16 protein-coding genes and 2 pseudogenes are annotated in these 22,488 nt (G+C 60.3%); 10 read left to right on the forward strand and 8 right to left on the reverse strand.

The features are described from left to right. Positions 1-464: 464 nt before the first annotated feature. From U5A89_RS01955 to U5A89_RS01965, 3 genes and pseudogenes are all read right to left on the reverse strand, one after another. Positions 465-2,395, reverse strand: a pseudogene (locus U5A89_RS01955) (TonB-dependent siderophore receptor). A 270-nt stretch (positions 2,396-2,665) separates the two neighbouring features. Next, a complete protein-coding gene (locus tag U5A89_RS01960) occupies positions 2,666-3,877 on the reverse strand; it encodes an IS256 family transposase (RefSeq protein WP_338159527.1) in 1,212 nt (403 codons plus the stop codon). Between the two features lie 157 nt (positions 3,878-4,034). Then, positions 4,035-4,214 (reverse strand): annotated as a pseudogene (locus tag U5A89_RS01965) (IS630 family transposase); the annotation flags it as partial. A gap of 527 nt (positions 4,215-4,741) precedes the next feature. On the opposite strand from U5A89_RS01965, the gene U5A89_RS01970 reads away from it, so the two are divergent. Continuing rightward, entirely contained in the window at positions 4,742-5,020 is a 279-nt protein-coding gene (locus U5A89_RS01970; RefSeq protein WP_338159528.1) for a hypothetical protein, read from the forward strand. 332 nt (positions 5,021-5,352) lie between these two features. Here the strand turns inward: U5A89_RS01970 and U5A89_RS01975 are convergent, their stop codons facing one another. After that, entirely contained in the window at positions 5,353-5,781 is a 429-nt protein-coding gene (locus U5A89_RS01975) for an NUDIX hydrolase (protein ID WP_338159529.1), read from the reverse strand. A gap of 224 nt (positions 5,782-6,005) precedes the next feature. Between U5A89_RS01975 and U5A89_RS01980 the strand changes: the two genes are divergently transcribed. The 7 genes from U5A89_RS01980 (at position 6,006) to U5A89_RS02010 (ending at position 17,558) form a co-directional block, all read left to right on the forward strand. After that, positions 6,006-6,800, forward strand: coding sequence for a hypothetical protein (locus U5A89_RS01980; protein ID WP_338159530.1), 795 nt, complete (start codon positions 6,006-6,008; stop codon positions 6,798-6,800). Positions 6,801-7,062: 262 nt separating this feature from the next. After that, positions 7,063-8,475, forward strand: coding sequence for an IS4 family transposase (locus U5A89_RS01985; protein ID WP_093084954.1), 1,413 nt, complete (start codon positions 7,063-7,065; stop codon positions 8,473-8,475). A 417-nt stretch (positions 8,476-8,892) separates the two neighbouring features. Continuing rightward, positions 8,893-9,738: a glycosyltransferase gene (locus U5A89_RS01990; protein ID WP_338159531.1), complete on the forward strand. Its 846-nt coding sequence runs from the start codon at positions 8,893-8,895 to the stop codon at positions 9,736-9,738. Positions 9,739-9,942: 204 nt separating this feature from the next. After that, positions 9,943-12,162 (forward strand): UDP-galactopyranose mutase, encoded by a 2,220-nt coding sequence (glf, locus tag U5A89_RS01995; protein WP_338159532.1) that lies wholly within the window; start codon positions 9,943-9,945, stop codon positions 12,160-12,162. After that, positions 12,159-14,246 (forward strand): glycosyltransferase, encoded by a 2,088-nt coding sequence (locus tag U5A89_RS02000; protein WP_338159533.1) that lies wholly within the window; start codon positions 12,159-12,161, stop codon positions 14,244-14,246. The genes glf and U5A89_RS02000 overlap by 4 nt, the downstream gene beginning before the upstream one ends. Continuing rightward, positions 14,239-15,339, forward strand: a complete 1,101-nt coding sequence (locus U5A89_RS02005) for a zinc-dependent alcohol dehydrogenase (protein WP_338159534.1) — start codon at positions 14,239-14,241, stop codon at positions 15,337-15,339. Before U5A89_RS02000 ends, U5A89_RS02005 begins: the two co-directional genes overlap by 8 nt. A 2-nt stretch (positions 15,340-15,341) precedes the next feature. Continuing rightward, positions 15,342-17,558, forward strand: a complete 2,217-nt coding sequence (locus tag U5A89_RS02010; protein WP_338160139.1) for a glycosyltransferase family 4 protein — start codon at positions 15,342-15,344, stop codon at positions 17,556-17,558. A 336-nt stretch (positions 17,559-17,894) separates the two neighbouring features. On the opposite strand, the gene U5A89_RS02015 is transcribed toward U5A89_RS02010, so the two are convergent. The 4 genes from U5A89_RS02015 to U5A89_RS02030 all read right to left on the reverse strand — a co-directional run bounded on the left by U5A89_RS02015 (position 17,895) and on the right by U5A89_RS02030 (position 20,343). Beyond that, a complete protein-coding gene (locus U5A89_RS02015; protein WP_338159535.1) occupies positions 17,895-18,293 on the reverse strand; it encodes a hypothetical protein in 399 nt (132 codons plus the stop codon). 9 nt (positions 18,294-18,302) lie between these two features. Beyond that, positions 18,303-19,151: a TIGR02587 family membrane protein gene (locus U5A89_RS02020; protein ID WP_338159536.1), complete on the reverse strand. Its 849-nt coding sequence runs from the start codon at positions 19,149-19,151 to the stop codon at positions 18,303-18,305. Beyond that, a complete protein-coding gene (locus U5A89_RS02025) occupies positions 19,148-19,840 on the reverse strand; it encodes a transglutaminase-like domain-containing protein (protein WP_338160140.1) in 693 nt (230 codons plus the stop codon). Before U5A89_RS02025 ends, U5A89_RS02020 begins: the two co-directional genes overlap by 4 nt. A 155-nt stretch (positions 19,841-19,995) precedes the next feature. Then, a complete protein-coding gene (locus U5A89_RS02030; protein WP_338159537.1) occupies positions 19,996-20,343 on the reverse strand; it encodes a sigma factor-like helix-turn-helix DNA-binding protein in 348 nt (115 codons plus the stop codon). A 584-nt stretch (positions 20,344-20,927) separates the two neighbouring features. On the opposite strand from U5A89_RS02030, the gene U5A89_RS02035 reads away from it, so the two are divergent. Together U5A89_RS02035 and U5A89_RS02040 are read left to right on the forward strand one after the other, a co-directional pair. Then, the gene (locus U5A89_RS02035) at positions 20,928-21,494 is read left to right on the forward strand and encodes an RNA polymerase sigma factor (protein WP_338159538.1); all 567 of its coding nucleotides are present in this window, start codon (positions 20,928-20,930) and stop codon (positions 21,492-21,494) included. Next, on the forward strand, positions 21,487-22,488 hold the full coding sequence (locus U5A89_RS02040; RefSeq protein ID WP_338159539.1) for a FecR family protein: 1,002 nt from the start codon (positions 21,487-21,489) through the stop codon (positions 22,486-22,488). The genes U5A89_RS02035 and U5A89_RS02040 overlap by 8 nt, the downstream gene beginning before the upstream one ends.

Below are 22,488 nucleotides of genomic sequence, written 5' to 3' on the forward strand. Positions count from 1 at the left end.
GAGCTACTACAACGAACCGTCGTGACGCCGGTTCAAAATATGTTTTTATCCTTGTATGACCTTTGGTGCGGACCAAAAGACGAGGCTGCGGGTTTAGCAAAGCTCTGTTTCCTCTTAACAGGGCGCTTTAACTAACCCGAGGGTGGACGCGATCACATCGCGACCGATGGCAGCCGGGGATGCTCGACCGGCGGCTCCTGTCAGATCCGGACGTTCACTTCACCACAGAGGAACGGCGATACCGGGTCGACAGCCGCTGGAATAGCTGACGGTCTGCACCTGGGGAGCGAAAATTGGTCGCTGGGCGTCTGATTAGGGTCGATTTCACCCGCGGGTAGCCCCGCATCGTGAGACGAAGCCGCCGTTGTCGGCGTGCCGCTGAAAGGACGGCTTTTGCCAAGAACAGGCACCCGGACCGTGCAGGGAGGCCATCGGCGATGAAGCAAGCATCGAGGCGGATGCCATCAAATCGTCTTGCGCAACTCTATGAAGAAGCTGCGTGGCCGTCCCAGGAACGATCCGCGAATCTCGTCCAGCGTGGAGAGGGCATATGTCTTGTCGAAGATATTTTCGACGCGCATCATCACGTCGATGAAGCCCAGCCCCTTGGTGACGCTGCCGTCGAAGACAGTGTAACCGCGGACCTGATTGCCGCGGCGATCCGATTGCCTTGATACATAACGCCCTCCGAGCGCCACTCCCAGATCCCAGCGTGCGATCTGATATCGCGACCAGAGGCCAGCCTGATGTTGCGGCGCGTTGGGGAAGCGCGTCCCGAATGAGCTGTCGATGACGACACCAGGAACGCCCTGCGTAATTCGCGCATCGTTATAGGCATAGTTCCCAACGACGACCCAGTTCGGCGTCACGTCCGCCGCCAGGGTAAACTCCACGCCCTTGCTCGTACCTCGCCGAGCGGGCGAAGCTGATCGAAGCCACCCACTGGCGGTATCGTGGGATCTTCCTGAAGGATGTTGTTGCGCACGATGCGGTAGAGCGCAACGGTCGGCTGCAACCGGCCGCCCAACAACGAGCCTTTTGCGCCGACCTCAATCTGTCGACTGGCGATGGGCGCGAAGGGACCGCCGACGCTCGCACTTTGAGAGCCGGGATCCTGCGGTTCGAAGCTCTGCGAATAATTGATATAGAGCGAGATGGGATCGATCGGTTTCACGATGCCCCTAACCCGCCAGCTCAGATGATCGCCTGAGGCCTTCGGGTCGCCCAAATCACGATCGTCAAACCAGTCCTGTCGGAGGCCGCCGACCAGGATGAAGCGACCAAGCGTCGCCTGTTCCTGAACGAACAGGCCATAGCGATGCGATGTCGTGTCGGCAACGTCGCGGCGGCCGGCACTCAGATCATAGCCGGACACCGGATTGACGCCATAAACAGGGTTCCAGAACGAAACCGGTGCCACGCCGACACGCGTGCGCTGCCCTAGCGACCACAGGGTCTGCCGATACCAGTCCCCGCCAGCGGTCACACGATGCTCGATGGCGCCGGTCGAAAAACGGGCTGTCACATTGCCCGAGAAGGTCAGCCCCCCGATGTCGCGATGCTGGCGACGAAACTCGCGCGACACCGCATCCACGACGCCGTCGGCATTCGTGTCGATCCGACCGACCGGATCGTGGAAATCCTGATCCTCCGCATAGCGAAACCAGCGGCCGGCGAGGTTAAACGAAAACGCTTCGCTCAGTTCGCCGTCAAAACGTGACTGGACGACCGTGCCATTGAGTTTGGTGAAGTCGGTCGCTTCATTGTGGTTCCAGTCGCGCGGCGCCAGGAAATTGCCGCTGGAGGTCGTTGGGATGCCGCGAATGCGGTTGCCCGGCAGGTTTTGGCGGAAGTGAGTGACCTGCGTGATCAGCTTGGCATCCGGCGCGACATGCAGCGTGATGCCGCCATCCAGCATCGTCGCTTCCTTTTTCGTGAATCGCTGGATGGTGTCGTACGTTTCGTAGAAGGCGCCCATTCGCGCGGCGATTACGCCGTTGCGATCAATCGGGCCAGTGATCTCGCCTGACGCGCCGAGCCTGTCATAATTGCCGGCGATCGCGCGCACCGATGCCTGGAAGCGGTCCGACGGCTTTTTCGTGACATAGTTGATCATGCCACCCGGCGCGCTCGCGCCATATAGCATGCCGGCAGGCCCTTTCAGAAACTTCACGCGCTCGACGCCGAACAGGCTCGGCACGGAGAAGCTCTGGAAAGGGTCGCCACGCAGGCCATCGTAAAATATGCCGTCTTGTCGGAAGCCTCGATAAGTAACGGTAGCATATTGGTTTTCGCTGACGCCGGCGACATTGCGATACAGATCGGTAATGTCTCGCGCGCCCTGATCCTGGATCAGATCGGCCGTGATGACCTGCAATGATTGCGGGACATCCATCGGGTCGGCATCCACCCGCCCGATCTCGGTATCTGTCACCCGGTACAATTTCTGGGCCCGCCCGGTAACGACGATATCGCTGCCTACGTCGCCCAGCGTTTGTGCCTGAACCTGACCCGCGAGAACGCACGATACGACAAAAAATGGAATGAATACGATCGGCCAAGAAGCGGCAACGCCATTTGCCTACTGTGTATTCGTGAACGCCAAGCTCCATGGTCGCGTCCGTCAATGTGGTGTAAAATCGGGTGTGGCCACTGGGCTGCATTTTCAGGCGGCCTTGGGTGTAATCTGTAGCGGCTGTGCCTCCTCGATCATTGGTGTGGCAAGGGCGGCCATGCCCTCGATCTGCATGTAGCGGTGCTGGAGCTGGTATTCGTCATTCTGCTCGAGCAGGACGGCGCCGACGAGGCGGATGATGCTGTCCTCGTTCGGGAAGATGCCGACCACATCGGCGCGGCGCTTCACTTCCTTGTTCAGGCGTTCCAGCGGATTGGTGCTGTGGAGCTTGACCCGGTGCTGCTCGGGGAAGGTCATGTAGGCGAGCACGTCGTGCTCGGCATCGTCCATGCAAGCGCCGAGCTTTGGCCAGCGGGCGCGCAACTGATCAGCGACCTGCCGCCAGACCTGCGTCGCAGCGGCATGGTCGGGTTGAAGGAAGACCTGACGGATGGCAGCGGCAACGACGGTATTCTGGCCCTTGGGCACATAGGCCAGGGCGTTGCGCATGAAGTGGACGCGGCAGCGCTGCCAGGTCGCGCCCATGACGCGGGTAATCGCCGCCTTGAGCCCCTCGTGGGCATCGGAGATGACCAGCTTCACGCCGGTCAGGCCGCGCCGGGCGAGGTCCTTGAGGAAGCTCGACCAGAACGGCTCGGCTTCGGAAGGACCGATGTGCAGGCCGACGATCTCGCGCTTGCCCTCGGTGTTGACGGCCACAGCGATTATCGCGGCGACACTGACGATCCGCCCGCCCTCGTGCACCTTGAGATAGGTAGCATCGAGCCAGAGGTAGGGCCAGTCGCCGGCAAGCGGCCGCTTGAGGAAGGCGTGGACCCGCTCGTCGATGTCTTTGCACAGCTTGGATACCGAGGACTTGGAGATGCCAGTCATGCCCATCGCCTGCACCAGTTCATCGACGCGCCGGGTGCTGACGCCGGCGATCCATGCTTCCTGGATCACCGCGAACAGCGCCTTCTCGACGGTCTTCCTTGGCTCCAGAAAGCCGGGAAAGTAGGCGCCGGTCCGCAGTTTGGGGATCTTGAGATTGAGCGTGCCAAGCCGGGTGTCGAGACTGCGGTCGCGGTAGCCATTGCGCCAGGTCGTGCGATCGCCGGAGCGCTCGTGCCGGCCGGCGCCGACCAGGCCATCGACGTCGGCCTCCATGATGATCTGTAATACGTTCTCGGCGATCGTGCGCAGGAAATCTCCATCTCCGGTCTTCGCCATCAGCTCGGCAAGCGGTAATCTATCGTCGGTCATCGGGATCAACTCCTCGGTGGGCGTGTGAAGTGTGGTAACTCCACCTTACCGATGAGCCCGGTGGCCACCGAGATCGAATTCGCATGGGTGGGGCATGCCCCACCCATGCGATCGCCTCAATCTACACCGGAAATTACACCACGAGCGCGGACGCTAACAGCTCCATTGCCACGATCTTGCTTTGCAGACCGTCGGCGCAGCGCAATATAATCCTGCATCGTTCTGACAGCGACCGCGATACCCAGTGCCGCCGCACCTTGCGTTCAAGATATGCGCGCTCTTCCACCGCCACCAACAATGGCTCAATCGGCCGCCCCTTTGCAAACGCGTTCGCCATCAACGCCTCCCTCTCAGCAAGCGCCTTATACAATGTATCTTACTTCAGTTACAGATAACTAGGATGTAGAGCAGCTTCACTATCCTGAAGGGAGAATTTTTGTGATTGTGACGCACTTGCACCTGTCCGGCGATTGACCAGCTAGGGCGACCTTCTTTTATACAGGGGCACTGCTATGTCTGCGGGCAGACTGACGCGCTTGAAGCGATTGCGGAACGTGTTGGGCCTTGGATGCCCGGTGCGTCTCCCAACGAATGATCGATCGGCTGACGAGGGCAGTTCAAAAAAGCCAGTTCGCGCCCATCAGGGCGTGCGCGGTGAGCATAGCAAGTTGGCGAGACTTCGAGATCGCCACTGATCATTTGCGACAATGTTGGAGATCATTCCCCAGACCGATCAGTTTTGATCGAAAATTCCGGTTGCTCTGGAATTACCGAACCCCTCCATGGACTACTGATAATATTTCTCAAGCGGAACAGATTGTGTCGCGTTTCGTTCCAGCTCTTATCAATACATAGGAGGATGGGATGGTTGACAATAGGTACGAAGATCGCGTGATCGTCGAACGAAGAGGCCCAGGCAGGACCATTGCCATGCTTGCCATAGTCGCCTTGGCAATAGTCGGTGTGCTCTTCGCAACTGGCTTCTGGTCGGCTGATGTGAAGGAGGGCGATATGCCCGAAGTCAGCGTCAAGGGCGGGGCTCTTCCGAAGGTCGACGTCGATTCGAAAGAAGTGGTCGTCGGCACTAAAAAGGAAGAGATCGAAGTCCCCACGGTCGGCGTGAAGGACAATGGCGAAAAGTGATATAGCCTTCTACGAAGGTTGGAACCAGAGCCACAACGGAAAGTTAGCCACTTTGCGGATTACGCGATTGGCCCCCAACTAAATCCGCTACGTCCAAGCCCCGCCAGCGATGGCGGGGCTTCTCATAATTTGTGCCGGTTCGACCGCCGGCACACCTTTAACTGGCGTATCTCTCGCACAGCGGCTTTGACGCCGAGTTATCGAGCTATTGGCCGCGCTACCGAAGTAAGCTCGAAGAGCGGACCGACCGCAATTACTTCTCATCAATCTCGAGGTGAGCGGCCGACAAGGGTCGACATTGTAAGGCAGCGGATGGCACTTGGCCAATCCATTCAGGCTTTAAGGCGTGCGTGATCTGATTGAGCGAAACGCTTGAGAAGCGAGCGTAGCTCTTCGCTTTCGACCATCTCGGTAATCTGCCCCGCTAGAATCCAACGCCTTTGCCGAAAATCCATTTCAGGCCAGGTTTGCAGCTCTACCGTCACGCGCATCGGGAACGTATGAACCGGAATCTCGATCGCGGCCCCATATCCGACCTTCTTTCGCAGATAATATGTCTCGAACGGTGTTTCCGCAATCGAGCCTATTACGCCGGCCTCCTCAAACGCCTCCCGCGCCGCCGAAGCGTGAGGTAACATTCCGCTGACCGTTCCCTTTGGCAGAACCCAGCGTCCCTTCCTTCGAGAGGTGATGAGCAACAGGGAAAGCCTATTGGCCTCATCTAGACGAAAAGGAATGGCTGCCGACTGAATCTTCTTCATGTGGGAGAATGTAGCTAAGCCGTGTGCGTCCGCTATACATATTCGGACGAGAAGCCATCCTTGGGCAATGTCCGCAATCAGGCGACAGAGCTTGGCTCCGTAAAGACCGAAAGGGTCAGGACCGACCAGCACGTGTGGCGGGCCTACGTTCTTGTAGCTGCGGCGAGATAAGATATGATGCGCGTGGGGGATCAACAATGCCTTATCGCTACGCATATTGTTGGATGCTATTGCTATTCCCGTTGATCGGGCTGGCCTTCTGGCCCGGTTATTTGGGACAACTCGGCAAGGCGCCGTTCGCGCTTCACGCCCATGGCATAACTGCTACGGCTTGGTTGGTCCTTCTGACGGCGCAAAGCTGGTCGATCCATGCACGACGACAGGTCTGGCACCGCACGGCGGGCTTGGCTACGTTCGTGATCCTCCCGCTATTTGCAGCGGCCGGGCCCTTGGCGCTGCAGGAAATGGCAATTCTCTGGCGGGGCAATGCCGACCCGTTCCATGCGGCCTTTGGCTCGAGGCTGGTAATTGCCGACATGGTGGCAGGCCCGTCCGTCGTAATCATGGTCGTCTACGCCCTTTTTCATCGACGGCAGGTTCCGATCCATGCCGCAGCCATGTTGGCCACAGCGCTGCTCGTCCTGCCTCCGGTGATCGGCCGGCTGTTACCGGCAATTCCAGGGTTTCCGCATGGCGGGTGGGCTGGCTTTGCTGGCTTCCGCGCGGCTTTCCAGCTTGCCGAGGCTATCACACTCGTGCTCGCGCTCTGGCTGGCATGCCGCAGGCCGACCGCGCGGGTCGGATTCGGCTTTGCAGCCGCAGCGACGGCGATGCAGATGATTGGATTCGAGACGATCGGCCAGACGGACTTTTGGAATCATTGGGTCATCATTCTGACCGATATTCCGGCTGCACCTATGTCATTTGCGGCCGGCACTACCACCCTGCTGCTTTTATGGTGGGCATGGAAGGCGCCCTCGAGGCTGTCATCAAACCACACCCTGCAACGAACTAGCTAAGCAAGTACGGTCAATTCGCAAACGACGTCGTGCGGCGATCACGCTCGTCGACAAATACGCGGAAACAAGACCCAACAGCTTCGCTCGCCACCAGCCACTTTTTGGTAAGTGCATCATTTCAGCTGCTCAGTAAGCGTGGCGAGCAGCTTTCAATTACCCACAAGTGGTCGCGAGCGTGATTCCGTTGGCCGCATGAGCATTGCTCGCCTGGAATCAAGCATGATTCATTCCCTGGCACCTGAAGCGGTTGGCGGGGTGCAACGTGGAGACATCCGTTTTCGATGCGGCAGGATGGGCTGACGGGGAAGTCGATCCCGCCGCCTTTCGTGATAAGCGATTGGGCGAACGGCTTCGAACGATGCTTAAGCAGATGTCAGGAGCGATTGGCGCACCGATACCGATGGCGTGCCAAGACTGGGCCAATACCAAGGCGGCCTACCGTTTTTTGTCTAATGGCTCGGTAAACGAGGGAGACATACTTGCCGGGCATTTCCAGGCGACACGGGCACGAGCGACGGCGCTTGAGGGGTTCATCCTAGTTTTACAGGACACCACCGAATTCTCCTATCAAAGGCGCAATCCTGAAACGATTGGCGCCATCGGGCTTGCGCCGAGCCGGCGTGATGAGAATGGTCGGCTTCGGCTTCATACGGTCTGCGGCCTGCTCATGCACTCCAGCCTTGCGATCACGACTGAGGGATTGCCACTGGGTCTGACAGCGGCGAAATTCTGGACCCGTACCAAGTTCAAGGGTGCCAACGCGTTGAAGCGGCGGATCAATCCCACGCGCGTACCGATCGAGGAGAAGGAGAGCTACCGCTGGCTCGAGAATATGCGTCAATCGACCACCCTGCTGGGCGATCCAGAGCGACTGGTTCATATTGGCGATCGGGAGAACGACATTTACGAGTTTTTCTGCGAAACACAGATGCTCGGCACGCATTTCTTGGTCCGCACCTGTGTCGATCGTCTGGCTGGCGACGGTGGCCATACGATCGCCGACGAAATGAGCGAAACCACCGTGCAAGGCACGCATCGGATCACCATTGGCAAAGACGATCATGCCGACATCGAACTGCGCTATAGGCGCATCCAAGTTTTGCCGCCGATCGGAAAGCAAAAGCGCTATCCTTCCCTCAGCCTGACCATCTTGCATGCCCGTGAGAGTGGAACGCCTGAAGGGCGCCCCCCAATCGACTGGCGGCTCATCACCGATCTGCCGGTAACGACGCCTGACGAAGCCATCGAAAAGCTCGACTGGTATGCTCAGCGTTGGAAGATCGAACTCTTCCACAAGATACTCAAATCTGGCTGCCGAGCCGAAGATGCGCGGCTGCGGACCGCCGAACGCCTCGCCAATCTGATCGCCATATTCTGCATTCTGTCATGGCGCCTGTTTTGGATGACCATGATCAATCGCGCTGCTCCTGACGCATCGCCTCGGCTGATCCTGACCGATGTCGAAATTACCCTGATCGACCGCCTCGCAGCTTCCCGAAAGAATGAACCGCCAGGCAGAACCCTTTCCGACTATCTAACCCAAATCGCCCGGCTCGGAGGCTATCTTGCGCGAGCCCATGATCCGCCGCCTGGCAACATCGTCATCTGGAGAGGATGGTCTCGCCTGATGGACATCAAAATCGGTGCTAACGTCAGCCGCAACATTTGTGGGTAATTGAAAGGGATTAATCACCTGCCGCCACTCTGACATCTGCTAACATGGCTGATCCAATTTGGCGGCTCTAAGGCGGCTGACCTCGACAAAAGGGCATGGAATGAAATGAACCCTTTGCCCCTGTCCCCAGATCGGTCGATCATAATCGTCAGCGACCGCATCGAATATTCCGAAGAAAAGCTGGCATCGACCATCCATACTAATCTGCAAACCACCGACTATTTGCCTCAGCCTGTTATCGAAGGAGGCTATCTGGAGCGTTTGCCGCTTTCCTGTATCACAGGCGGCATAGTGGAACGAGCAGAGGTCTGGCATCATGTGATCGGGGGTGGTCAATCTCTTCAACGGGGCAGCGCACATCTTACTTATCGCGGAGTTCCTGCTGACGGTCCTGAAAGCCCTGTAAAGTCCAGAGCGATGTTGGAGTTGTTTCAACGTCATGGCGCGCCGCATATATTGGTGGTATTTGGCCTGGGCATCGACGCTACTCTGCTCGATGCATGCGCCAACGGTGTGCGGATTTATAATTCTATCGATGCGCCGTCGCTGCGCGTACCCGAAGATGTCAGTGCGCGGTTCGATATCGTCCTGACGGGGGCACAATGGCAGTCCGATGAAGTGGCAGCGCGCCATCCCGGCATGACGACGGCCATCCTGCCAGTCGGCCCCGAATTTGCGGGCGTCGACCAGTTCCGGCCGCTTGGCATGCCCAAGGACTATGACCTCATCTATGTCGCGGCGGCGCAGCCCTACAAGCGCCACGACCTGCTGTTCGACGCGCTGGAGCAATGCCCCCACGACGTCCGCGCCCTGTGCGTGTTCGGCTATGGTGAAATGGCCGACGCCTTGCGTGCCGATGCCGCCGCGCGGGGCCTGTCCGTCGATTTCGTCGGTCCGCCGGGCGTCGCATTCGTCGAGGTAAACCGTCTTATGAACCGTGCGAAATTCGGCGTCGTCTGCGGGCGAGACGACGGCGCGCCCGCGATCCTGACCGAATATATGCTGGCGGGTCTTCCAGTGCTCGCCAATGCGGAGTTGGTCTGCGGCCGCCAATATATCCAGCCCGAAACCGGAATGCTTGCCTCCCCCGATAATTTCGCCGGGGCGATCATGACGATGCGCGAAGAATACGCGGCCTTCGCTCCGCGCGATGCCGTGCTCGCACAATGGACATGGCACCACAGCATCGCAAAATTGCAGCCCCTGATTGTGCAGGCCCAGCGGCGCAAGCGGCGCTCCCACCAACATGGATCAGTGCGATAAAGCAGCTTGGCTGCGGACATAATATGCATCCCCGAGCATTTATTGCCAGCTTATGACAAGGGGACGAACACGATGCAGGGTTCCAGTTCAACACATGCCACGACCTTGTCCGAGCTCAGCATCTCAGTTGATCCCTCCCTTAACCCGCTAATCTGTTTTTCCCACCTGCGATGGGATTTCGTCACGCAGCGGCCCCAGCATCTGATGCGCCGTTTTGCGACTGAACGGCGGGTCTTTTTCTGGGAAGAGGCGATCTTGTGCGATCATCCTTTGCCCTATCTGGAATATCATCCCTTTCCGGCCGACAATGTCATCGCCCTGCGCCCGCGCGTGCCGCATTGGTGGGATGATGAGGCCAGGCAGACGGCTTTGCGCGAGCTGCTCGACACACTGGTCGCGACATCAGTCCCTAGCAAACCCATATTATGGTTCTATACGCCAATGATGCTGGGTTTTGCCGGCCATGTGAAGGCGCATGCCATCATCTATGACTGTATGGACGAACTGTCCGCATTCCGCTTCGCCGATCCGCAGCTGGTCGCACAGGAAGCCTCATTGATGAAGAGGGCTGATGTCGTCTTCACCGGCGGTTACAGCCTGTATGAAGCGAAACGGGGCAGTCACGCCGCCATCCATCCCTTCCCGTCGGCCGTCGATACGCTGCATTTTGCCGCTGCGCGCGGAAACGTTATCGAGCCAGCCGATCAGGCGAGCATCGCAGGCCCGCGCCTGGGCTTCTACGGCGTGATCGACGAACGTATCGACCTGGGACTGATAGGCGCCGTGGCGCGCGCCAGACCGGACTGGCACATCGTCATGATCGGCCCGGTCGTGAAGATCGATCCTGCCGACCTTCCCCGCCATCCCAATATCCATTGGCTGGGCAGTCGCGACTATGCCGACCTGCCCGCTTATCTGTCGGGCTGGAACGTTGCGCTAATGCCCTTTGCGATCAATGACGCAACCCGCTTCATCAGTCCGACCAAGACGCCGGAATATCTGGCCGCTGGGCGCCCCGTAGTGTCCACGCCCATTGTCGATGTGCAGCGTCACTATGGCGCGGTCCAGGGCGTCGCAATCGCCGACGGAACTGACGCCTTTGTCGCCGCGTGCGAAGCCGCACTCGCACTCCCAGTTGACGGCGCTTGGCGAGACGAAACGGACGCGCTGCTCGCAACGACATCCTGGGACATGACCTTTGACGGCATGAAGGCGCAAATGGCAGCAGTCTCGGTCAAGCCCGCTGCGCCGACCCTGGTCGTCGCCAATGACTATGGTACTAGCCCTGCCGTTCACCCCGCCGCACGCCGGCCCGACTACGACGTCCTCGTCGTCGGTGCGGGCTTTGCAGGCGCGGTGCTGGCCGAGCGTCTTGCTGCCGGTTCGGGCAAGCGCGTGCTGGTGATCGACCGCCGTCCCCATGTCGCGGGCAATGCCTATGATCATCGAGATGCGGCGGGCATTCTGGTCCACCGCTACGGCCCGCACATCTTCCACACCAACAGCGACGATGTGTTCGCCTATTTGTCACGCTTTACCCAGTGGCGGCCCTATGAACATCGCGTGCTCGCCAGTGTGGGCGCAAAGCTGGTGCCGATGCCGATCAACCGCACGACGCTCAACAGCCTCTATAATCTGAACTTGCAGGACGAAGCCGCCGCTGCTGCCTTTCTCGCCGACCGTGCCGAACCGCGCGCATTGCACACGTCCGAAGACGTGGTCGTCGCCGCCATCGGGCAGGAACTTTATGAAACATTTTTCCGCGGCTACACCCACAAGCAGTGGGGCCTGGACCCATCGCAACTCGACAAGTCGGTAACTGCGCGCGTGCCGACCCGCACCAGCACCGACGACCGCTATTTCCTCGACAAGCATCAGACGATGCCGCTGCACGGCTATACCGCAATGTTCGAAGCGATGCTCGACCATCCCAACATCACCGTCCAGACCGGGACCGATTATCGCGATGTCGATGTACGCGCCGCGCATACCGTCTTTACCGGGCCGGTCGATGAATACTTCAATCGCCGCTTTGGCCCCTTGCCCTATCGAAGCTTGCATTTCGAGCACCAGACCCGTGATTTTGCGACGTTCCAGCCCGTCGCCACGGTCAACTATCCCGACGAGCAGACACCCTATACCCGCATCACCGAATATAAGCACCTGACCGGGCAGCAGCATGCCCGCACCAGCATAACCTATGAATATCCACAGGATGAAGGTGACCCCTATTATCCTATTCCCCGTGACGAGAACCAGGCTCTATATCGACGTTACAAGGCGCTGGCCGATGCGTTGCCAGACGTCAGCTTCGTCGGCCGCCTTGCAACCTACAAATATTATAATATGGACCAGGTCGTGGGCCAAGCGCTCGCCACTTATCGCCGGCTGGCTATAAAGCTGGGCCAGGAGTCGGTCGCTTGAGCAGCGGCAGGAGGCGTATCTGCCTGGTGACCGAAAGCCCCGATCCGTCAGGCGTCGGCGAACATATGATGACGCTGGCACAGGGATTGGCCGCCGATAACGATGTGACGATCGGGGCGCCGCGCGCCACCCGACTGATCGAGCGCGCCCGGGCGGCGGGTTTTTCGGTGAAAGCGGTTGATGCCTCGAACCCGGCCGATCTTGACCGCTGGTTCGCGCGCAGTCAGCCCGATATCGTCCATGTCCATGCGGGCATCGGATGGGAAGGACATGTCACGGCGCGCGCGGCGAAGGGCCGGGCCAGCGGCGTTATCCGTACCGAACATCTGCCCTATCTGCTGACGGATGAAGCCCAGCGCGCCGATCATGGCGAGGGGCTGACTGCCGTCGATCGCGTCATCTGCGTATCTGGCGCCGTCGCGCAAAGCTATATCGAAGCAGGCGTCGCGCAGCATCTGTTGGCAACGATCGCCAATGGCGTGCGCTATCGCGCGCCGTCGCGCGATCGGGCCACCCTGCGTGGCGAATGGCGGCTGGATGACGCGTCGGTCCTGCTGATGGCAGCACGGTTCGCGCCGCAGAAGGACCATGCACTGCTGCTCCAGGCGCTGCCGACCATTCTTGCCGCACATCCGGACTGCATCGTCCTGCTCGCTGGCGAGGGGCCGTTGCTATGGACTGTCGCTAGGCAGATCGCCGCGCTGGGCCTGGCCGGATCGGTGCGGATGTTGGGCAGCCGCCAGGATATGCCCGATCTGATGGCCGCGGCCGACCTGTTGCTGCTTCCTTCACGCTTCGAAGGGCTTTCGCTGGTCGCGCTCGAAGCGATGGCGGCGGGGCTGCCCGTCGTCGCCACCGACGCGCCGGGTAACGCCGAACTGCTGGAAGATGGGGTGAGCGGCTGGCTTGCGCCTGCTGGGGATGCTCTGGCTTATGCTGCACTCGTGATCGATGCCCTGTCCGATCGCGAACGGCTTGGCCAGGTAGCTAGCGCTGCGCGCGATCGACAAGCGAACCGCTTCGACGCCGACCGCATGATCGCACAGACTGCCGCCCTTTATGAAAGCCCGTGCGACGCGCGTAGACCGCAAGGAAACCGAATGACCCGGATAGGCTTTATCGGCGCGGGCGGCATCGCCCATCGCCATTTCGGCGTACTCGAACAGTTTGACGATGTGTCGATCGTCGCCGTCACCGATGTCGATGCCGCACGCGCTGGCGATGCGGCCGCACGCTTTGGCGCGCGTGCGTTTACCGACATGGAGGACATGTTACGCACAGTGGAACTGGACGCGCTCTATATCTGCGTGCCGCCCTTCGCCCATGGCGCGCCAGAACGTGCGGCGATCGCCCATGGCATCCCCTTTTTCGTCGAAAAGCCTGTCGCGCTCGACATCGATACGGCCGACGAGATCGCGGCCCGCGTCGATGCCGCGGGGTTGATCACGGCGGTCGGCTATCATTGGCGCTATCTCGATACCGTGGACGAAGTGCGCGGTCTGCTCGCGCATAATCCAGCGCGGCTGATGTCGGGCTACTGGCTCGATTCCACGCCGCCGCCGATCTGGTGGTGGCATGAGGACCAGTCGGGCGGGCAGATGGTCGAACAGACTACCCACTTGCTTGATCTCGCGCGTTATCTTTCGGGGAATGTGGTGCGCGCCTATGGCTTAAACGGACATACGCCACGCGACGCCTTCCCCGGCCTTGATGTGCCGACGGTCAGCAGCGCCAGCCTGTTGTTCGCCAATGGTGCAGTCGCAAATTTCGCTTCGACCTGCTTGCTCGGATGGAGCCATCGCGTCGGGCTGCATCTGTTCGGCGACAATCTTGCGATCGAGATCACCGACCGCGACCTGATGGTCGACGTCGGACGCGGTCGTCCGGTGCGCGGCGCGCATGGCGACCCGGTATGGGCGGAGGATCGCGACTTCATCGACGCGGTGCAGGGCAAGGAAAATCATATTCGTTGCCCCTATGCCGATGCGGTCGAAACGCATCGGCTGGCGCTCGCCGTCGTAGAATCCGCGCGCTCGGGCGTTGCCGTCTCCATCGCACCTGCACGGGAGCCGGCGCATGTCTGAATGGCGCCATATCCGATCGCTCGGCGTCGAATGTCCCAACCAAGCCTATCTCCATGGCTATGACGAAGGGCCACCGGAGCCGGGGCGCGTTCGTCTCGAAACGCTTTACACCGGTTTTTCCGCCGGCACCGAGTTGACCTTCGTCAAGAACAGCAATCCCTATCTTCATGCGCGATGGGACGCAGGGCGCGGCGTGTTCGTACAGGGCGAACCGCAGCAGCATTATCCGGTGCCGTTCCTGGGCTATATGGAAAGTGCCCGCGTCATCGAAAGCGGTGTCGATGACTATATACCGGGCGACGTCGTCGGTACGGTCTATGGCCACAAGACCGGCCATACTGCAGACCCGTTCCACGATGTGCTCACCAAGCTGCCTCCCGGTATCGATCCGATCCTGGGCATCTATGTGGGGCAGATGGGGCCTATCGCCGCCAACGGCATCCTGCATGCCGATTCTGAATTGCTCGGCCCTCATGCGGCCAGGTTCGGTGCGGGCCTAGCCGGGCGGCCGGTGCTAGTGATGGGCGCAGGGATCGTTGGTTTGTTCGTTGCCCTGTTTGCGCAAGCTGCAGGCGCGAGTGAAGTCTTGATCGCCGATCCCTCCGAATTTCGGCGTCTGCGCGCCGCTTGCCTTGGCCTGACGCCCATGACCCAGGACCAGGCCTGGAACCACGCCAAGGCGCGCTGGTTGCATGGCGGAGACGATCGTGGTGCCGATGTCGTGTTTCAGACCCGCGCCGATAGCGCATCGCTGCACGCGGCGATGCAAGCGCTGCGCCCGCAGGGCACGGTGATCGACCTCGCCTTCTACCAGGGCGGAGCGGATCGATTACGCTTGGGTGAGGAGTTTCATCATAACGGCCTCAACCTGCGCTGTGCGCAGATCGGCCGCGTGCCGCGCGGCATGGCCTTTGCCTGGGACAAGCGGAGGCTGGCGGCCGAGACGATCAAGTTGCTTGCCGCGCGTGGGGATGAGATCAAGGCGCAGCTCATCACCCATGTCGTGCCGATCGAGGACGCCCCCGTTTTCCTTCGCCATCTCATCGTGCAACGTCCCGAATTCCTCCAGATCGTCTTCAAAGTGGTCGATTGAGCGTGGTCATCGACCGACCTGTCCGCATCCTTTTCGTCTTCGCTTGGCTGGTCGTCGGCGGGGAGGAGACCGAGGTGCGCTTGTTGGCGCAGGCGCTCGATCGGCGGCGCTACGCGATCGACGTCGTCGCTTGTTTTCGTAAGCCCGGCATGCCAGAACAAACCCATCGCCAGCTCGAAGCGATAGGGGTGCCGGTCGATCGTACGCCCTATCATCTCTCCTTCGATGAAACCGTCGCCTATCTTGCCGGCCTGATCCCCGCCTATGACATCGTCATATCATGCCAGAATGTCGCCGACATCTATCCCGCGCTGGAACGGCTACACCTGCGCCCGCCGCTGATCGAGCATGGTGGGCTAGTGTCCGAAGCGCTTGCCGGGCCGAAGCATCTGACCACCCGCTATGTCGGCGTATGTACCTCGATCCGCGACGCTGCCGCGACAAGGATGCCGGGTCGCGAGGCCGATGCGCTCATGATCCCGTCGATGGTCGACACCGCCGCCTTCGATCTTGCGTTACGCACGCCGACCCGCGCTGCGCTAGGCATTGCCGACGGAGCGCCGTTGATCGGCTGGCTCGGCCGGCTCGACCCCAAGAAGCGGGTCGAGGATTTCATCGTCGCCGCCGCAATGGTGCATCGCAAACGACCCGACGCGCGCTTCCTCGTGATTGGCGGGCCTGACGCGTTTCTGCCGAATTACGCCACTTCGCTGGGTGCGCAGGCGAGCGCTCTCGGACTTGATGGCGTGCTGACGTTTTTAGGCGACCGCGCCGACGTGCCGGCCCTGTTGTCGGCGCTCGACGTCTTCGTCTGGCTCTCGCGGGGCGAGGGTATGCCCCATGTCATCGCCGAAGCAGGTGCTGCGCGCCTGGCCGTCGTCGCCACCGCCGACAATGGCAGCATGGAGCAGATCGAGCATGGGCATAGCGGCATTTTCGTACCGCATGAAGACCCGGTTGCCGTCGCCGCCGCCATCGGCCGATTGATCGGCGATCCGGCGCTCCGCCATCGTCTGGGCGCGGCGCTCAGGACCAAAGTCGATGCCGATTATGCGGTGGAAGTGGTAGCGCTGCAATGGACCGCTCTGTTCGACACGCTGGCGGTGCGCGAACCGCTGCCAGCGCCCGCGCTGTTTCACAGCTTCCTTATGGGCGGATTTGAATGCTCCACCCATCGCCGCGCCCATGACCGCAAACGCATTGATGTCATCGCCGCCACGCGCCACGATGCGCTGGCGGAACAGGATTACCGGCTCCTTCAGGACTGTGGGATCAAGACCGTCCGCGATGGCCTGCGCTGGCATCTGATCGAGGCTGAGCCTGGTATTTTCGACTGGTCGAGCCTGTCTTTGCAACTGACGGCTGCGCAGGCGAGCGGAACACAGGTCATCTGGGATTTACTCCATTATGGCTGGCCTGACGATATTGATGTATGGACGCCCGCCTTCGTCACGCGCTTCGCCGCCTTCGCCGCCGCAGCCGCGCGTGTCGTGATGGCTTCGACGGTCGGCCAGCGTTTCTACACACCGGTGAACGAAATCTCGTTCTTGTCTTGGGGCGGCGGCGATGCGGCTTATCTCAATCCATTCGCCACAGCGCGGGGATACGAGCTTAAGGTCCAACTTGCGCGGGCATCCATCGCGGCAATGGATGCGATCCGCGCGGTTGATAGGACCGCGCGCTTCGTCCATCCCGAACCTGTGATCAATGTCGTCACCGATCCCGCCCGTCCTACCGATGCATCCCATGCGCAGGGTCATCGGCAGGCCCAGTTCCAGGCTTGGGATCTGATCGCTGGGCGGCTATGGCCGCAGATCGGTGGTAGACCAGATCTCCTGGATATCATCGGCGTCAATTTCTATCACAATAATCAATGGATCCATGGTGGCCCGCCGATCGATGGCGCGCATGCGCTCTACAAGCCGTTCCACCGGATTCTGGCAGAAACATACGCTCGTTACGGCCGCCCGATCTTCATCGCCGAGACCGGCATAGAGGGCGATCCGCGCCCGACTTGGTTCGCACATATAATGGATGAAGTCCGCCTCGCTCGATCGCTTGGTATTCCGGTGGAGGGTATCTGCTTGTACCCGATCCTTGACCACCCGGGCTGGGACGATGACCGCCCATGTCCTAACGGCTTGATAGCCGATGACAGACGTCTTTATGCTCCTCTCGCCCTGGCGATGCGTGCCTTGGGGACCACCATCACCAAATAATGACTGTAGGATTGTGCAGAATGTGGGGCTGAGCAAAGTGCAGCCAGCCTCTCAGATCGACCTTTCGGTGTCAGGATCACGACGGCAACTGCGTAGGTACAACGTTCGCGGCCAATCCCAAGGGAGGCTTGGCATCCGCGGGGCGTTTCTCCTTTGCATGCCCGCAGCTGTCCAATGCGAGTGAGCCCCATCCATTTACATGGCGAATAGCCCCTAGATTTCTGGATGCTTTGGGTCCTAATTTTTAGGACGGCGCATTGTTGAAGTCACATCTTTTATATTAAGGTGCCGTAGCTTACATCCACGCCTTGACCGGCCGCGACAGCGACCATTCAATTATGGATCCTGAAATCCGGTCGCACGGGCCGACAGCGCATAGCGTCGGGGATCATGGCTGAATAACAGGGCACCGCCTGCACCGCCATGTCCCGGCACATAGTCGATCGTCGCCTGGCTACGCTCTATAATCTTCTCTCCGCGTGCCACGGTGCCTTCGACAGTCAGAGCGGCTGCCGTGCCATCGGCGCGGTTGATTGCCTCGAATGCCACCATGTACCCCGATGCCGATTGCCGGATCGCGCCGAGCTTGATTTCTATCGATGGAGGCTCAGACTCCCGCTCGCGTAAAGCCTCGCGACCGATAACGAAGACAAGTGCAACTATCAAGGCAAGGCCGATCGCCGCTGCCACCCATTCGAGCATAGGCGTCTCGCTTTGTTCGACCTTGCGCGTCATCATGTCCTCCTAGACGACAAGCCGGGCGATGGCGGCGCCGACCGCCGCTGGGAAGCCAAGCACGACCATGCTTCCTGCCATCGCTTCCAGGCTTGCGCCATCGATGCTGCCGAATGTCCAGAGTATATAGAGGCTGACTATCGCAGCAATACCGTATCCGGGGACGGTGAAGGCGAGAAACAGCCGTCCGCTGCGATAGCCCTCTGGCTGTTCCTTCTGTCCAGCGAGTCCGACCGCGTAAACGAGCGCATGCAGCACCAAAATCGACGCTGCCAGCAAGACCAGGCTGTGCCACGGACTCATCTTGAAACCGATTAACCTGATCTCTTCGGTCGGCGCCATGTTGAACGCCAGGAAAAGCGCGCCAGCAAGCATCAGGAACAACTGCCCGCCATAGCCGTCGGCGCGAGCTTCCTGATCTTCGTCATCCTCGTTTTGGCCAGTGCTCAGTTGCTTGCGCGCCAAAATCGCACCGAAGCTCGCCGGTACAGACTGGACGGCAACCATCCCTGCCAGTTCGTTGATCGGCGTGTCCAGCCCAACCAGTCCGAACAGGCCAAGCACGGCGGCAGCGGCGATGATGCCAACCGCATATGCGGCCAAAGCATCGAGCAAGTCCTCGGGCAAGCTATGGGTGCGCTCAAACCCGCCAAAGCGCGAGAGGGCGATCAGAATGCAGAAATTAAGCAGCAGAAACAACAGAAGACGCAGAGGATGGGTCGTGACGCCAAGCGACCACATTTCCATTGTCATGAGCAGAGGAAGGCCAAAGATGACCGCACCGCCAAACGCACGCGCGATGCCGACAGCATATGCTCTATTGCCCGAATCCGCCCACATATGTCCCTGTTCTTTCATGGCGAAGCTGGTGGTGCAAGCACGCCTGCCGCCTCGCCGAGCACAAAGCGAAAAGCCCGCAAATGCCGCGATATTCCTACAACCCGTTTCACGGTGGCCGTTCGTTCGGATCTGGAAAGACGATCGAGCATCGCGCTGATTCGCGCCCGCCGTTCGCTTTCCCGCGTGATTTCCAGCATCGCGCTCAGGCTGGTACGAGCGCCACCCACTTTGCCGTGGGTCAGATGAAGCCGGGCCAGTTCCCACCATCCTGCACCATGATCGGGCGCGATGATGGTCATGCGTTCATAGAGGATGGATGCGCGTACAGTATCGCCGGCTTGTTCCGCGCGCATAGCCTGGTTGAGCAGCAGACGAACCAGGGTTATCCGATTGGACATGGGGGCAATATCATATGCACGCATCCCACCACCCGGACCCACAGCGCGATCCAGCAAAGCGGCATAGTCGTCCGCCTCTATCAGCGCGCCGCCGTGAAACGGGTCGATCAGCGCGGTTGAGTCCTCTGGCCCCACGCGCACCAAAATATGGCTGGGCGTGTTGAGCACATCCGCCTGCCATCCCAGTCGCCGGGCGATGGCGACATAGAGAATGGAAAGGCTCACAGGCAGGCCTCTTCGGCGATCAAGGACGCGGATCATGTCGGCATTGAGCGGCGCATCGTAACTGTCGCGATAAGCGTCCGGTATTGAATTGGTATCGCTTCAAAGCCGACTGTCGCAAAAGTCCCAGTCTTTGCCGAAAGTCGGACTGGCCGACCCGCCCTTCCAACCGAAATAGAAAATGGCTTAGGCCACGCTCGTTGCTGTGCGGTTGATCCGTACCAGCCTCTTCAAGAGCAGGCTCAGCTCATATCTCGACGTTCCGCCACCATCGAGATCGCGTGACGAAAATGCCAGCAGACCCGCTCTTCACTTATGCCAAACCTGCGCGACACCTGCGCCACGGTCATTCTGCGGCCAACCACTACCGCAAGGACAGCCCGCGTCAACGGCGGCATCTGAGCCAAGGCTTCCCTTACCCGCGCGCCTGCCTCGCCGCTTCCCAGACCGATCGGTTCGGCTATGTCGCCCGGAACGCATCGCGCAAGATATCGGTCGATCCGCGCGGCACAGCGCTTGTCGCCAGCCAGGTTTCGTAACTCAACAAGGACATAAGCGAGAAGCCGGCTGGCATGCGGGAAGAAGGACATGAAGGACACTTTCGAAAGGGATTTCTTTCCCTTTCCAATCCTCACCTCCCCTTCGGCACGTCCGGATGGCACAGTTGATAGTGGTGTCGCCGCCGTGATCCCCGATCCAGTAGCATGTGCCTAAACCGCTCTCAGCATCACGTCTCGCACTCATTCCGCACCTCCATCACCAGCCCATCCTTGCGGCAGCGATCACAGCCCGAAGGGCCGGGATCGGCGCAGCCGAGCCCGGCCTGCGCGGCGGCACCCCGCGCAGGCCAGAGCGCGATGACCGCGCAGAGGGCAGCCGCCCACCCCTCCATCCTCCATTCCAACTCATACAGCGTGCATCCCCAAAAACGTCACAAATCCTCTCTTTAGGGTTGCACTCCCACGCCATTCCGGCACATTGGGACCGCTTTCGGAAAAAGCCCGGAAGCGGGGCGTGGAAACCCCTGCGTTACAACTCGGTCACAGTTTTACTGGGGCCGGGTGGCATGCGCGCATGTCCAGCCGGCAACGGTAAAGGCGCATGCGCCTGTGTGTACGCCAGGTTTCCAACATCCGGCTTTGGCCGTCGCCCCGAGTGGACATAGGTGCGACGAATGGGCCAAGGCGAACGAGAAGGTCGAAGGATCGATCTTCAGATCACAAGCACCGACAGCGGCGAACGCTTCAGCTTCTCCGATTTCTACCGTCGCGAGAAACCGCGCCTGTTGCGCTTCTTCAATCGGCAGCTCGGCAACTCAGCCGACGCCGACGACCTCAGCCAGGAAACGCTGACACGCTTCGTGCGTGCCGCCCCCCACCCTGACCTGGACAGCCCCCGCGCCTACCTAACTCGAATAGCCACCAATCTCCTGCGCAATCATTCAGCGCGCGGCTCAACCCGCCTGTCGCGCCGGTCAACCGAACTGCACGACGGCGTGCATGGCGTCTCCCGGATCGACCCGCACCGCGAACTGCAAGCCCGCCAGGAACTCGCCCACTGGAGTGCCATCCTCCAGCAACTCCCCCCGCGAACCCTGGAAATTTTCCTTCTGAATCGCGTCGAAGGGTTTAGCTACCGCCAGATTGCTACCGATCTTGGGGAGCCCCTTTGGGTCATTCAGAAACATATGCTGAAGGCCATTCGCCTGATCACCGCCCACAAGGAGGCGGACAATGACTAACGTCCACGAGCACATCACTGCGGAGGACAAGAAGGCCGCCCAGATCTGGGTGCTGCGCATGCTGGACGAGCCCGACCTCCATGCGCGCGGTCTCGCCGACTGGATCGCTGAGAAACCGACCCGGCAGGCCCTCTACGCCGACTTCATGAACGATGTTCAGACCGCCGGACAGGCGGCTGCGAGCTTCCAAACCCACGCCCTGCCCCCTCGCCAGCGGCAACGCCCCTGGTGGGCCAAGCCGATGCCGGTACTGGCCGCAGCATCCATACTCGGCCTGCTGGCTTCGGCGTCCATGGTCTGGCGGAGCCCATCCCACGTCGCTCCGCATGTGCAAGAAGCCAGCCTCACGTCCTCTGTTGTCACAAGGCTGGGCGAAGTGCGTACGGTCCACCTTGCCGACGGGAGCCGCGCGATCCTCGATACCGACACGGTCCTCGGGGTGTCCATGGTAGCCGACAGCAGGACGATCAGCCTCAAGCGCGGCCGGGCACGCTTCATCGTGGCCCATGACAGCGCCCGCCCTTTCTATGTTCGAGCCGGCGGCATTCAGGTGCGTGCCACCGGCACCGTTTTTGATGTTCTGTTTCGCAATACTGTCGCGGTGCATCTCGTAGAAGGTGGCGTGGAGGTCCAGGTTTTGGCCAACGCCGCACAACCAGCAAAGACCATTGCCCTCAAGCCCGGTCAGATTCTGACGCTACGCCATGGACAAAGCCCCCAATCTCTTGTCATGCCTGCACGAAGGTCAGACCAGCAGTGGGTGAGCGGCGTGAAGAGCTTCGACAATGTGCCGATCAGGGAAGTGATCGTGGAAGCGAACAGCTATAGCGATTCCAAGATCGAACTAGTCCCGCCCAGTCTTGGCGAGCGAGAGATTTTCGCCGAGATCGACATCAGGGATATCGAGCGGGTCGCCGAAGCGATCAGTGGCTATCTCGACCTCACTATCGATCGGTCGCAAAAGCACAGACTTATCCTCGCCTCCAAAAAATAA

The organism is Sphingobium sp. HWE2-09, from assembly GCF_035989265.1.
In the GTDB taxonomy this organism is placed as follows: domain Bacteria; phylum Pseudomonadota; class Alphaproteobacteria; order Sphingomonadales; family Sphingomonadaceae; genus Sphingobium.

Bases quoted from the DNA above. Each gene is read 5' to 3' on its own strand.
- U5A89_RS01960 (WP_338159527.1), bottom strand. From the start codon at position 3,877: ATGACCGACGATAGATTACCGCTTGCCGAGCTGATGGCGAAGACCGGA.
- U5A89_RS01970 (WP_338159528.1), top strand. From the start codon at position 4,742: ATGGTTGACAATAGGTACGAAGATCGCGTGATCGTCGAACGAAGAGGC.
- U5A89_RS01975 (WP_338159529.1), bottom strand. From the start codon at position 5,781: ATGAAGAAGATTCAGTCGGCAGCCATTCCTTTTCGTCTAGATGAGGCC.
- U5A89_RS01980 (WP_338159530.1), top strand. From the start codon at position 6,006: ATGCTATTGCTATTCCCGTTGATCGGGCTGGCCTTCTGGCCCGGTTAT.
- U5A89_RS01990 (WP_338159531.1), top strand. From the start codon at position 8,893: ATGTTGGAGTTGTTTCAACGTCATGGCGCGCCGCATATATTGGTGGTA.
- glf (WP_338159532.1), top strand. From the start codon at position 9,943: ATGCGCCGTTTTGCGACTGAACGGCGGGTCTTTTTCTGGGAAGAGGCG.
- U5A89_RS02005 (WP_338159534.1), top strand. From the start codon at position 14,239: ATGTCTGAATGGCGCCATATCCGATCGCTCGGCGTCGAATGTCCCAAC.
- U5A89_RS02015 (WP_338159535.1), bottom strand. From the start codon at position 18,293: ATGACGCGCAAGGTCGAACAAAGCGAGACGCCTATGCTCGAATGGGTG.
- U5A89_RS02020 (WP_338159536.1), bottom strand. From the start codon at position 19,151: ATGAAAGAACAGGGACATATGTGGGCGGATTCGGGCAATAGAGCATAT.
- U5A89_RS02030 (WP_338159537.1), bottom strand. From the start codon at position 20,343: ATGTCCTTCTTCCCGCATGCCAGCCGGCTTCTCGCTTATGTCCTTGTT.
- U5A89_RS02035 (WP_338159538.1), top strand. From the start codon at position 20,928: ATGGGCCAAGGCGAACGAGAAGGTCGAAGGATCGATCTTCAGATCACA.
- U5A89_RS02040 (WP_338159539.1), top strand. From the start codon at position 21,487: ATGACTAACGTCCACGAGCACATCACTGCGGAGGACAAGAAGGCCGCC.